Origin of the sequence: Pseudomonas sp. FDAARGOS_761, assembly GCF_013343155.1 — a bacterium.
Classification (GTDB): Bacteria; Pseudomonadota; Gammaproteobacteria; order Pseudomonadales; family Pseudomonadaceae; genus Pseudomonas; species Pseudomonas aeruginosa.
Genome location: NZ_CP054572.1, coordinates 2,681,340 through 2,695,368, shown reverse-complemented (window position 1 = coordinate 2,695,368; position 14,029 = coordinate 2,681,340). Strand labels below are relative to the sequence as shown.

The window sequence follows — 14,029 nt, the reverse complement described above, 5'->3', positions numbered from 1 at the left end:
GCCTGCCTCTGGCGCAGCAGAAATTGTTCTATCAGCGTGTCCAGGCCAAGGGCATGAGCTTCGCCCGCCTGCCGATCCCGCAGACTCGCCAGGAGATGGACAACCTGCCGCTGTCCTATGCCCAAGAGCGGCAGTGGTTCCTCTGGCAGCTGGAGCCGGAGAGTTCCGCCTACCACATTCCTACCGCCCTGCGCCTGCGCGGCAGGTTGGACATTGCGTCCTTGCAGCGCAGCTTCGCGGCGCTCGTCGAGCGGCACGAAAGCCTGCGCACGCGGATCGCGCGGATGGGTGATGAATGGGTGCAGGTCGTCTCCGCCGACGTCTCGCTGGCGCTCGAAGTCGAAGTGCAACGGGGACTCGACGAACAGCGATTGCTGGAGCGGGTCGAGGCGGAGATCGCACGACCCTTCGATCTCGAACAGGGACCGTTACTGCGGGTGACTTTGCTGGAGGTGGACGCCGACGAGCATGTGCTGGTCATGGTCCAGCACCATATCGTCTCCGACGGTTGGTCGATGCAATTGATGGTCGAGGAACTGGTCCAGCTCTATGCCGGCTACAGCCAAGGGCTCGACGTGGTGTTGCCGGCCCTGCCGATCCAGTACGCGGACTACGCCCTGTGGCAGCGCAGCTGGATGGAGGCGGGGGAAAAGGAGCGCCAGTTGGCGTACTGGACCGGCCTGCTGGGCGGCGAGCAGCCGGTGCTGGAGTTGCCCCTCGATCACCCGCGGCAGCCGCTGCGCAGCTATCGTGGAGCGCAATTGGACCTGGAGCTGGAGCCACACCTGGCCCTTGCCTTGAAACAGCTGGTTCAGCGCAAGGGTGTGACCATGTTCATGCTGTTGCTGGCTTCCTTCCAGGCGCTGTTGCATCGCTATAGCGGACAGGCGGATATCCGTGTCGGCGTGCCGATCGCCAACCGTAACCGGGTTGAAACCGAGCGGCTGATCGGTTTCTTCGTCAACACCCAGGTGCTCAAGGCCGACATCAATGGCCGGATGGGTTTCGACGAGTTGCTGGCCCAGGCCCGCCAGCGCGCGCTGGAGGCACAGGCGCACCAGGACCTGCCGTTCGAGCAACTGGTGGAGGCTTTGCAGCCGGAACGCAGCCTCGGCCACAACCCGTTGTTCCAGGTCATGTTCAATCACCAGGCCGACTCTCGTTCGGCCAACCAGGGCGTGCAACTGCCAGGCCTGTCGCTGGAGCGGATGGAGTGGCGGAGCAGCTCCGTGGCCTTCGACCTGACGCTGGACGTGCACGAGGCCGAGGACGGTATCTGGGCATCGTTCGGCTATGCCACGGATCTGTTCGAGGCCTCGACCGTCGAGCGCCTGGCTCGGCACTGGCAGAATCTCCTGCGCGGCATCGTGGCCGAACCGGGCCGGCCGGTCGCCGAGTTGCCGCTGTTGCTGGACGAGGAGCGCGATTGCCTGTTGCGGGCCTGGGCAGAGAACGCCGACGAGGGTGGGTTGCCGCCCCTGGTCCAGTTGCAGATCCAGGAGCAGGCCCGTCTGCGTCCGCAGGCGCAAGCACTGGCGCTGGAGGGGCAGGCGTTGAGCTACGCCGAGCTCAACGCCCGCGCCAATCGTCTGGCTCACTGCCTGATAGCGCGTGGCGTCGGTCCCGATGTGCTGGTGGGAATCGCCGTCGAGCGCTCGCTGGACATGGTGGTCGGTCTGCTGGCGATCCTCAAGGCCGGTGGTGCCTATGTGCCGCTGGACCCGACCTATCCGCAGGACCGTTTGCGTCACATGCTCGAGGACAGCGCCGTCGGCCTGTTGCTCAGCCAGGAGCATTTGCTGCCCGGGCTGCCTTTGCACGAAGGGCTGGAGGTGCTCTCCATCGACCGCCTGGAACGGGACGCATCGGTGTCCACGGATGATCCGGTGGTGAACCTGCGGCCGGAGAACCTGGCCTATGTGATCTACACCTCCGGCTCCACCGGAAAACCCAAGGGCGTGGCCATCAGCCATGCGGCGCTTGCGCAGTTCTCGCGTATCGCCAGTGGTTATTCCGCGCTCACCCCGGAGGATCGGATATTGCAGTTCGCCACCCTGAGTTTCGACGGCTTCGTCGAACAGCTCTATCCGGCGCTGACCCGTGGTGCCTGCGTGGTCCTGCGTGGCGGCGACCTCTGGGATACCGGTGAGCTGTATCGGCAGATAGTCGAGCAGGGCGTGACCCTTGCCGACCTGCCCACGGCGTACTGGAACCTGTTCCTGCTCGATGCCCTGGCCGAGCCACGGCGTTCCTACGGTGCCTTGCGGCAGATCCACATCGGTGGCGAAGCCATGCCACTGGAGGGGCCGAAGCTCTGGCGGCAAGCCGGCATGGGCCGGGTGAGGTTGCTCAATACCTATGGACCGACCGAGGCCACGGTGGTGTCCAGCGTCTTCGATTGTTCCGCCGAGAACGCCCGGGTGGGCAATGCCAGTCCTATCGGCCAGGCGCTACCCGGCCGTACGTTGCTGGTGCTGGATGAACATCTCGGCCTACTGCCCGTAGGGGCGGTAGGCGAGCTTTATATCGCCAGCCGTGCCGGGCTGGCCCGTGCCTACCACGATCGGCCCGGCTTGACCGCCGAGCGCTTCTTGCCCGACCCCTTCGGCGAACCGGGCTCAAGGCTCTACCGGACCGGCGACCTGGCGCGCCGACGCGGTGACGGCGTGATCGAGTACATGGGGCGTGCCGACCATCAGGTGAAGATCCGCGGCTTCCGCATCGAGCTGGGGGAGGTCGAAGCCCGCCTCCTGGACTTGGAGGGAATACGCGAAGCGGCGGCTCTTGCGCTGGACGGTCAACTGGTGGCCTACCTGGTGGCTGAGGGGGGCGAGGACGAAACTCGCCAGCCGGCTTTGCGCGAGCGTATCCGCACAGCGCTACGGGCCTCGCTACCGGACTACATGGTGCCCTCGCACCTGCTGTTCCTCGAGCGGATGCCGCTCAGTCCAAATGGCAAGCTGGACCGTCGGGCGCTGCCGAAGCCGGATGCCGGCCTGATGCAACGCGACCACATGGCGCCGGCGAGCGCGCTGGAGAAAGATGTGGCCGCGATATGGGGCGAGTTGCTGGGCGTCGAACGGGTCGGCCTGACCGACAACTTCTTCGAATTGGGCGGACACTCGCTGCTGGCGACGCGCCTGGTCTCGCGGATTCGCCAGGATCTCGGTATCGAAGTCAGCCTGAAGAGCCTTTTCGAGCAGCCGGTCCTGCAGGGATTCGTCGAGAGCCTGGGCGAGAAACCGGCGGAGGTTCCGCCGATCACGCCCGTTACCCGCGAGCAGCCGCTGCCGTTGTCCTATGCACAGGAGCGCCAGTGGTTCCTCTGGCAATTGGAACCGGAGAGCGCGGCCTATCACATTCCCGCCGCCCTGCGCTTGCGCGGCGGCCTCGATGTCGTCGCGCTACAGCGCAGTTTCGAGCGCCTCGCACAGCGTCACGAGTCGTTGCGTACCCGCTTCCGCCAGGAAGGCCTGCGTACCGTTCAGGTGGTGGACGCCGATGGGCAGTTGCAGGTTTCCCGGCATAACCTGGCGAATGTCGATGACGCGTCGCTCAGGGCGGCAGTCGAAGCGGAGATGGCCAGGCCCTTCGACCTACGGACGGATGCGTTGCTGCGGATCAGTCTGTTCGAAGTGGCTCCGAATGACCATGTGCTGGTCATGGTCCAGCACCATATCGTCTCCGACGGTTGGTCGATGCAGTTGATGGTCGAAGAGCTGGTCCAGCTCTATGCCGCCTACAGCCAGGGGCGCGAAGCGGCCCTGCCGGCGCTGCCGATACAGTATCCGGACTATGCCGTCTGGCAGCGCGAATGGATGGAGGCCGGAGAGAGGGAGCGCCAGTTGGCGTACTGGATCGGCCTGCTGGGTGGCGAACAGCCGGTGCTGGAGCTGCCGTTCGATCGTCCCCGTCCTGCGGAGCAGAGCTTTCGCGGCGCGCGGCTGGAGTTCGAACTCGGCGCCGAGCGGGCCAGGCGGCTGAAGGCGCTTGCCCAACGGCAGGGTGCGAGTACCTTCATGTTGCTGCTGGCATCGTTCCAGGCGCTGCTGTATCGCTACAGCGGTCAGTCGGATATCCGTGTCGGCGTGCCGGTCGCCAATCGCAACCGGGTCGAAACCGAGCGACTGATCGGGTTCTTCGTCAACACCCAGGTGCTCAAGGCCGACATCGATGGGCAGATGGGGTTCGACCGATTGCTGCACCAGGTTCGCCAGCGCTCGCTGGAGGCGCAGGCGCACCAGGACTTGCCGTTCGAGCAACTGGTGGAAGCCTTGCAACCGGAGCGCAGTCTCAGCCACAGCCCGCTGTTCCAGGTGCTATTCAACTACCAGGCGGAGCGGGGCGAGCACGGCTTGCCGGAAGTCGCGGGACTGAGCATCGAAGAGCAGGCGTGGGAAAGCCATACGGCGCAGTTCGACCTGGTGCTGGATACCTGTGAGTCCGAGTCGGACATCTGGGCGGCGCTGGTCTATGCGACCGATCTATTCGATGCTTCGACCGCAGAGCGCCTGGTACGGCATTGGCAGAACCTGCTGGATGCGATCCTGGCGATGCCTGACGCTCGCCTGGGAGAGCTGGACATGCTCGACCGCGAGGAGCGCGAAGTCATCGGGCAGCTCTGGAACCGCAGCGACTCGGGCTATCCGGCAACGCCGCTGGTACACCAGCGAGTGGCCGAGCGGGCGCGTATGGCGCCGGATGCGGTGGCGGTGATCTTCGACGAGGAAAAGCTCACCTACGCCGAGCTGGATAGCCGGGCCAACCGCCTGGCACATGCGTTGATCGCCCGAGGCGTCGGCCCCGAAGTGCGGGTGGCGATCGCCATGCAGCGCAGCGCGGAGATCATGGTGGCGTTCCTGGCGGTACTGAAGGCCGGCGGCGCCTACGTGCCGCTGGACATCGAATACCCGCGCGAGCGCCTGCTGTACATGATGCAGGACAGTCGCGCGCACCTGCTGCTGACCCATAGCCACCTGCTGGAGCGTCTGCCGATCCCCGAGGGGTTGTCCTGCCTGTCCGTGGATCGCGAGGAGGAGTGGGCCGGCTTCCCCGCTCATGATCCAGAGGTGGCGCTGCACGGCGACAACCTGGCCTATGTGATCTACACCTCCGGCTCCACCGGCATGCCCAAGGGCGTGGCGGTGTCCCACGGTCCGTTGATCGCCCATATCGTGGCCACCGGCGAGCGCTACGAGATGACCCCGGAGGACTGCGAGCTGCACTTCATGTCGTTCGCCTTCGACGGTTCCCACGAAGGCTGGATGCACCCGTTGATCAACGGTGCGCGGGTGCTGATCCGCGACGACAGCCTGTGGCTGCCGGAACGGACCTACGCCGAGATGCATCGCCACGGGGTAACGGTGGGGGTGTTCCCGCCGGTGTACCTGCAGCAACTGGCCGAGCATGCCGAGCGCGACGGCAATCCGCCGCCGGTACGGGTCTATTGCTTCGGCGGCGACGCGGTGGCGCAGGCCAGCTATGACCTGGCGTGGCGGGCGCTGAAGCCGAAGTACCTGTTCAACGGCTACGGCCCGACCGAGACGGTGGTGACGCCGCTGCTGTGGAAAGCACGGGCGGGCGATGCCTGCGGCGCGGCCTACATGCCGATCGGTACGCTGCTGGGCAACCGTAGCGGCTACATCCTCGACGGGCAGTTGAACCTGCTGCCGGTAGGCGTGGCGGGCGAACTGTACCTGGGCGGGGAAGGGGTGGCGCGCGGCTACCTGGAGCGTCCGGCGCTGACCGCCGAGCGTTTCGTGCCGGATCCCTTTGGCGCGCCGGGCAGCCGGCTGTACCGCAGCGGCGACCTGACCCGTGGGCGTGCGGATGGGGTGGTGGATTACCTCGGACGGGTGGATCACCAGGTGAAGATCCGAGGCTTCCGCATCGAACTGGGAGAGATCGAGGCGCGCCTGCGCGAGCATCCGGCGGTGCGCGAGGCGGTGGTGGTGGCCCAGCCGGGCGCGGTGGGCCAGCAGTTGGTGGGCTACGTGGTGGCGCAGGCGCCGGCGGTCGCGGATTCGCCGGAAGCGCAGGCGGAGTGCCGGGCGCAGTTGAAGACGGCGCTGCGCGAGCGCCTGCCGGAATACATGGTGCCGTCGCACCTGTTGTTCCTGGCGCGGATGCCGCTGACGCCGAACGGCAAGCTGGACCGCAAGGGCCTGCCGCAGCCGGATGCGAGCCTGTTGCAGCAGGTCTACGTGGCGCCGCGAAGCGATCTGGAGCAACAGGTCGCGGGGATCTGGGCGGAGGTCCTGCAATTGCAACAGGTCGGGCTCGACGACAACTTCTTCGAGCTTGGCGGCCACTCGTTGCTGGCCACCCAGGTCATTGGCCGCCTACGCGAACGACTGCACCTGGAGGTGCCGATCAAGTCGATGTTCACCGCGGAGACACTGGGTGAGTTCTGCCACGGCGTCGAGACCCTCAAGGCCGAGAGCGCGCCGGTGGAAGATGCCCTGGCTAAATCCCTGGAGGCGCTCAAACGTCTATCTGCCGATGAACTTGAAAAACTGATTTCCTAAGAGGCGGTAGCGTGCAAGCACTCATAGAGAAGGTGGGCTCCCTTTCCCCCCAGGAAAGGAAGGCATTGGCTGTCCTGCTCAAGCAGCAAGGTGTCAATCTCTTCGAGATCGCGCCAGTGTTCAAGCGCCAGGACGGCGAGCCCCTGCGGCTCTCCTATGCCCAGGAGCGACAGTGGTTTCTCTGGCAACTGGAGCCGGAAAGCGCGGCCTACCATATCCCGAGTGTCTTGCGTCTACGTGGGCGGCTGGACCTGGATGCCCTGCAACGCAGCTTCGACAGCCTGGTTGCGCGGCACGAGACCCTACGCACCCGTTTTCGCCTCGACGGCGACGAGGCGCGCCAGGAGATCGCCGCATCCATGGCATTGCCGCTGGATATCGTCGTGTTGGGGTCGCTCGAGGAGGGCGCCCTCGCTCGGCAGGTCGAGACGACGATCGCGCGGCCGTTCGACCTGGAGCGTGGGCCGCTGCTGCGGGTGAGCCTGTTGCGGCTGGCCGAGGACGACCATGTGCTGGTGCTGGTCCAGCATCACATCGTGTCCGACGGTTGGTCGATGCAGGTGATGGTCGAGGAACTGGTCCAGCTCTATGCCGCCTATAGTCGAGGGCTCGAGGTAGCGCTGCCGGCTTTGCCGATCCAGTACGCGGACTACGCCCTGTGGCAGCGCAGCTGGATGGAGGCCGGGGAAAAGGAGCGCCAGTTGGCGTACTGGACCGGCCTGCTGGGCGGCGAGCAGCCGGTGCTGGAGTTGCCGTTCGACCGGCCGCGCCCGGTTCGGCAAAGCCATCGTGGTGCCCAGTTCATCCTGGAACTGGATATTGATCTGTCCCAGGCGCTCAGGCGCGTGGCCCAGCAGGAGGGGGCTACTGCCTTCGCCCTGTTGCTGGCTTCGTTCCAGGCGCTGCTGTATCGCTACAGCGGGCAGGCGGATATCCGTGTCGGCGTGCCGATCGCCAACCGTAACCGGGTTGAAACCGAGCGGCTGATCGGTTTCTTCGTCAACACCCAGGTGCTCAAGGCCGACATCAATGGCCGGATGGGTTTCGACGAGTTGCTGGCCCAGGCCCGCCAGCGCGCGCTGGAGGCACAGGCGCACCAGGACCTGCCGTTCGAGCAACTGGTGGAGGCCTTGCAGCCGGAGCGCAGTCTTAGCCACAACCCGCTGTTCCAGGTGCTGTTCAACTACCAGAGCGAAGCCCGTGGCAACGGCCAGGCATTCCGCTTCGACGAGTTACAGATGGAAAGCGTGCAGTTCGACAGCCGGACGGCGCAGTTCGACTTGACGTTGGACCTGACGGACGAAGAGCAGCGTTTTTGCGCCGTTTTCGACTACGCCACCGACCTGTTCGACGCCTCCACCGTGGAACGCTTGGCCGGCCATTGGCGCAACCTGTTGCGCGGCATCGTCGCCAACCCACGACAGCGGCTCGGCGAGTTGCCGCTGCTGGATGCGCCGGAGCGCCGGCAGACCCTCTCCGAATGGAACCCGGCCCAGCGCGAGTGCGCGGTGCAGGGCACCTTGCAGCAGCGTTTCGAGGAGCAGGCGCGGCAACGGCCACAGGCGGTTGCGCTGATCCTCGACGAACAACGGTTGAGCTACGGCGAACTGAATGCGCGGGCCAATCGCCTGGCGCACTGCCTGATCGCCCGCGGCGTTGGCGCGGACGTGCCGGTCGGCTTGGCACTGGAGCGTTCGCTGGACATGCTGGTCGGCTTGCTGGCGATCCTCAAGGCCGGCGGCGCCTACCTGCCGTTGGACCCGGCGGCGCCAGAAGAGCGCCTGGCGCATATCCTCGACGACAGTGGGGTACGGCTGCTGCTGACCCAGGGGCATCTGCTCGAGCGCCTGCCACGGCAGGCGGGGGTGGAGGTGCTGGCCATCGACGGACTGGTGCTGGACGGCTACGCCGAGAGCGATCCGCTCCCGACGCTATCGGCGGACAACCTGGCCTACGTGATCTATACCTCGGGCTCGACCGGCAAGCCCAAGGGCACGTTGCTCACCCACCGCAACGCGCTGCGCCTGTTCAGCGCCACCGAGGCCTGGTTCGGCTTCGACGAGCGGGACGTGTGGACGTTGTTCCATTCCTACGCCTTCGATTTCTCGGTCTGGGAAATCTTCGGCGCGCTGCTCTATGGCGGGCGCCTGGTGATCGTGCCGCAATGGGTGAGCCGTTCGCCGGAAGACTTCTACCGTCTGCTGTGCCGCGAAGGCGTGACGGTGCTCAACCAGACGCCGTCGGCGTTCAAGCAACTGATGGCGGTGGCCTGTTCCGCCGACATGGCGACGCAGCAGCCGGCGCTGCGCTACGTGATCTTCGGTGGCGAGGCGCTGGATCTGCAGAGCCTGCGGCCGTGGTTCCAGCGCTTCGGCGATCGCCAGCCGCAACTGGTGAACATGTACGGCATCACCGAGACCACGGTGCACGTAACCTACCGTCCGGTGAGCGAAGCCGACCTGGAGGGTGGCCTGGTCAGTCCGATTGGCGGGACCATCCCGGACCTGTCCTGGTACATCCTCGACCGTGACCTGAACCCGGTGCCGCGCGGCGCGGTGGGCGAGCTGTACATCGGTCGCGCCGGTCTGGCGCGCGGCTACCTGAGGCGGCCCGGGTTGAGTGCCACCCGCTTCGTGCCGAACCCGTTCCCCGGCGGCGCCGGCGAGCGGCTGTACCGTACCGGCGACCTGGCGCGGTTCCAGGCGGATGGCAATATCGAGTACATCGGGCGTATCGACCACCAGGTGAAGGTTCGCGGCTTCCGTATCGAACTGGGCGAGATCGAAGCGGCGCTCGCCGGTCTGGCCGGGGTACGCGATGCCGTGGTGCTGGCCCATGACGGAGTCGGCGGCACGCAACTGGTGGGATACGTGGTGGCGGACTCGGCGGAGGATGCCGAGCGTCTGCGGGAGTCGCTGCGGGAGTCGCTGAAGCGGCACCTGCCGGACTACATGGTGCCGGCGCACCTGATGCTGCTGGAGCGGATGCCGCTGACGGTCAATGGCAAGCTCGACCGGCAGGCGTTGCCGCAACCGGATGCGAGCCTGTCGCAACAGGCCTATCGAGCGCCCGGTAGCGAGCTGGAGCAGCGCATCGCAGCGATCTGGTCGGAGATCCTGGGAGTGGAACGGGTCGGCCTGGACGACAACTTCTTCGAACTGGGCGGTCATTCGTTGCTGGCTACCCGGGTGATTTCTCGGGTTCGCCAGGAGCAGCAGTTGGACGCAAGCCTGAAGGCGTTGTTCGAGCGGCCGGTTCTGGAAGCGTTCGCCCAGGGATTGGAACGCACGACGGATGCGGTCTCGACGATACCGCTTGCCGATCGGCAGCAACCGTTGGCACTGTCCTTCGCTCAGGAGCGTCAGTGGTTCCTCTGGCAACTGGAGCCGGAAAGCGCGGCCTACCATATTCCGAGTGCCTTGCGCCTACGCGGGCGGCTGGACGTGGATGCCTTGCAACGCAGCTTCGACAGCCTGGTCGCGCGGCATGAAACCTTGCGTACCCGCTTCCGGCTGGAGGGAGGGCGTTCGTACCAGCAGGTACAACCTGCGGTTAGCGTTTCTATCGAGCGGGAACAGTTCGGTGAAGAAGGCCTGATCGAACGGATACAGGCCATCGTTGTGCAGCCATTCGACCTAGAACGGGGGCCGCTGCTGCGGGTGAACCTGTTGCAACTGGCCGAGGACGACCATGTACTGGTGCTGGTCCAGCACCACATCGTGTCCGATGGTTGGTCGATGCAGGTGATGGTCGAGGAACTGGTCCAGCTCTATGCCGCCTATAGTCGAGGGCTCGAGGTAGCGCTGCCGGCTTTGCCGATCCAGTACGCGGACTACGCCCTGTGGCAGCGCAGCTGGATGGAGGCGGGGGAAAAGGAGCGCCAGTTGGCGTACTGGACCGGCCTGCTGGGCGGCGAGCAGCCGGTGCTGGAGTTGCCGTTCGATCGGCCGCGTCCGGCCCGGCAGAGCCATCGTGGCGCGCAGTTGGGTTTCGAGCTATCGCGGGAACTGGTCGAGGCCGTGAGAGCCTTGGCCCAGCGTGAAGGCGCCAGTAGTTTCATGCTGTTGCTGGCCTCGTTCCAGGCGCTGTTGTATCGCTACAGCGGGCAGGCGGATATCCGTGTCGGTGTGCCGATCGCCAATCGCAACCGCGTGGAGACCGAGCGGCTGATCGGCTTCTTCGTCAACACCCAGGTGCTCAAGGCCGACCTGGACGGTCGGATGGGCTTCGACGAGCTGCTGGCACAGGCCCGCCAACGCGCGCTGGAGGCCCAGGCGCACCAGGACCTGCCGTTCGAGCAACTGGTGGAAGCCTTGCAGCCGGAGCGCAATGCCAGCCATAACCCACTGTTCCAGGTGCTATTCAACCATCAGAGCGAGATACGCTCGGTGACGCCCGAGGTTCAGTTGGAGGACCTGCGTCTGGAAGGCCTGGCCTGGGACGGCCAGACTGCGCAGTTCGACCTGACGCTGGATATTCAGGAAGACGAAAACGGCATCTGGGCCTCCTTCGACTATGCCACCGATCTGTTCGACGCCTCCACCGTGGAACGCTTGGCCGGCCATTGGCGCAACCTGTTGCGCGGCATCGTCGCCAACCCACGACAGCGGCTCGGCGAGTTGCCGCTGCTGGATGCGCCGGAGCGCCGGCAGACCCTCTCCGAATGGAACCCGGCCCAGCGCGAGTACGCGGTGCAGGGCACCTTGCAGCAGCGTTTCGAGGAGCAGGCGCGGCAACGGCCACAGGCGGTTGCGCTGATCCTCGACGAACAACGGTTGAGCTACGGCGAACTGAATGCGCGGGCCAATCGCCTGGCGCACTGCCTGATCGCCCGTGGCGTTGGCGCGGACGTGCCGGTCGGGCTGGCGCTGGAGCGTTCGCTGGACATGCTGGTCGGCTTGCTGGCGATCCTCAAGGCCGGCGGCGCCTACCTGCCGTTGGACCCGGCGGCGCCAGAGGAGCGCCTGGCGCATATCCTCGACGACAGTGGGGTACGGCTGCTGCTGACCCAGGGGCATCTGCTCGAGCGCCTGCCACGGCAGGCGGGGGTGGAGGTGCTGGCCATCGACGGACTGGTGCTGGACGGCTACGCCGAGAGCGATCCTCTCCCGACGCTATCGGCGGACAACCTGGCCTACGTGATCTATACCTCGGGCTCGACCGGCAAGCCCAAGGGCACGTTGCTCACCCATCGCAACGCGCTGCGCCTGTTCAGCGCCACCGAGGCCTGGTTCGGCTTCGACGAGCGGGACGTGTGGACGTTGTTCCATTCCTACGCTTTCGATTTCTCGGTCTGGGAAATCTTCGGCGCGCTGCTCTATGGCGGGCGCCTGGTGATCGTGCCGCAATGGGTGAGCCGTTCGCCGGAAGACTTCTACCGTCTGCTGTGCCGCGAAGGCGTGACGGTGCTCAACCAGACGCCGTCGGCGTTCAAGCAACTGATGGCGGTGGCCTGTTCCGCCGACATGGCGACGCAGCAGCCGGCGCTGCGCTACGTGATCTTCGGTGGCGAGGCGCTGGATCTGCAGAGCCTGCGGCCGTGGTTCCAGCGCTTCGGCGATCGCCAGCCGCAACTGGTGAACATGTACGGCATCACCGAGACCACGGTGCACGTAACCTACCGTCCGGTGAGCGAAGCCGACCTGGAGGGTGGCCTGGTCAGTCCGATTGGCGGGACCATCCCGGACCTGTCCTGGTACATCCTCGACCGTGACCTGAACCCGGTGCCGCGCGGCGCGGTGGGCGAGCTGTACATCGGTCGCGCCGGTCTGGCGCGCGGCTACCTGAGGCGGCCCGGGTTGAGTGCCACCCGCTTCGTGCCGAACCCGTTCCCCGGCGGCGCCGGCGAGCGGCTGTACCGTACCGGCGACCTGGCGCGGTTCCAGGCGGATGGCAATATCGAGTACATCGGGCGTATCGACCACCAGGTGAAGGTTCGCGGCTTCCGTATCGAACTGGGCGAGATCGAAGCGGCGCTCGCCGGTCTGGCCGGGGTACGCGATGCCGTGGTGCTGGCCCATGACGGAGTCGGCGGCACGCAACTGGTGGGATACGTGGTGGCGGACTCGGCGGAGGATGCCGAGCGTCTGCGGGAGTCGCTGCGGGAGTCGCTGAAGCGGCACCTGCCGGACTACATGGTGCCGGCGCACCTGATGCTGCTGGAGCGGATGCCGCTGACGGTCAATGGCAAGCTCGACCGGCAGGCGTTGCCGCAACCGGATGCGAGCCTGTCGCAACAGGCCTATCGAGCGCCCGGTAGCGAGCTGGAGCAGCGCATCGCAGCGATCTGGGCGGAGATCCTGGGAGTGGAACGGGTTGGCCTGGACGACAACTTCTTCGAACTGGGCGGTCACTCATTGTTGCTGCTGATGCTCAAGGAGCGGATCGGCGATACCTGCCAGGCTACGCTGAGCATCAGCCAACTGATGACCCATGCCAGCGTCGCGGAACAGGCGGCATGCATCGAGGGGCAGGCGCGTGAGTCGTTGCTGGTGCCGCTCAACGGCAGGCGCGAAGGTTCGCCGCTGTTCATGTTCCATCCGAGTTTCGGCTCTGTGCACTGTTACAAGACCCTCGCCATGGCGCTGCGGGATCGTCATCCGGTCAAGGGTGTTGTCTGCCGTGCCCTGCTGGGCGCTGGTCGCGAGGTGCCGGAGTGGGACGATATGGTTGCGGAATACGCCGAGCAATTGCTGCAGGAGCACCCCGAAGGGGTTTTCAACCTGGCGGGATGGTCGCTCGGCGGCAACCTGGCGATGGATGTCGCGGCCCGGCTGGAGCAGCGTGGGCGGCAGGTGGCTTTCGTCGGCTGGATCGATGCGCCGGCACCGGTCAGGGTCGAAGCGTTCTGGAGCGAGATCGGGCCGACGCCGGAGGCAGTCCCGAACCTATCCGTGGGCGAGATGCGGGTGGAACTGCTCGGTGTCATGTTTCCGGAGCGGGCCGAGCATATCGAACGGGCCTGGTCATCGATCTGCTCCGCCACGACGGACGATGAGCAGCGCTGGACGAGGATGAGCGACTGGGCGGAAGCGGAGATCGGCGCCGAGTTCGCGACACTGCGCAGCGAAATCGCACAGAGCAACGAACTGGAAGTGTCCTGGGAGTTGAAACAGATCCTCGACGATCGCCTGAAAGCGATGGATTACCCGCGTCTGACGGCGAAGGTCAGCCTCTGGTGGGCCGCGCGCAGCACCAATGCCATCCAGCGGAGCGCGGTGGAGCGCTCGATGGCCGAGGCGATCGGGGCTGAGCGTGTCGAACCGGTGCGGGTGCTGGATACCCGGCACGACAAGATCATCGACCACCCTGAGTTTGTGCAGAGCTTCCGGGCCGCCCTGGAGCGTGCCGGGCGTTGATCTCAGGTCCGTTCCGTTCAAAGCCCGCCTTCAGGCGGGCTCTTTGTTTCTGTACAGGAATCATTTGGTGTCGTGCCGACAGGCGTCTTCGGCGATGGGTCGCGTGGGGTAGCCGAGAAGCAGAACGCCCCGCATTGCGGGGCG

General features: G+C 65.9%; 2 protein-coding genes. Both read left to right on the top strand.

The annotated features are described in order from the left end of the window. The first annotated feature begins 53 nt into the window (after nucleotides 1-53). The gene (locus tag FOC67_RS12535) at nucleotides 54-6,527 is read left to right on the top strand and encodes a non-ribosomal peptide synthetase (protein WP_128671261.1); all 6,474 of its coding nucleotides are present in this window, start codon (nucleotides 54-56) and stop codon (nucleotides 6,525-6,527) included. Between the two features lie 11 nt (nucleotides 6,528-6,538). Next, entirely contained in the window at nucleotides 6,539-13,885 is a 7,347-nt protein-coding gene (gene pvdD, locus FOC67_RS12530) for a pyoverdine non-ribosomal peptide synthetase PvdD (RefSeq protein WP_174707736.1), read from the top strand. The last annotated feature ends 144 nt before the right edge of the window (nucleotides 13,886-14,029 follow it).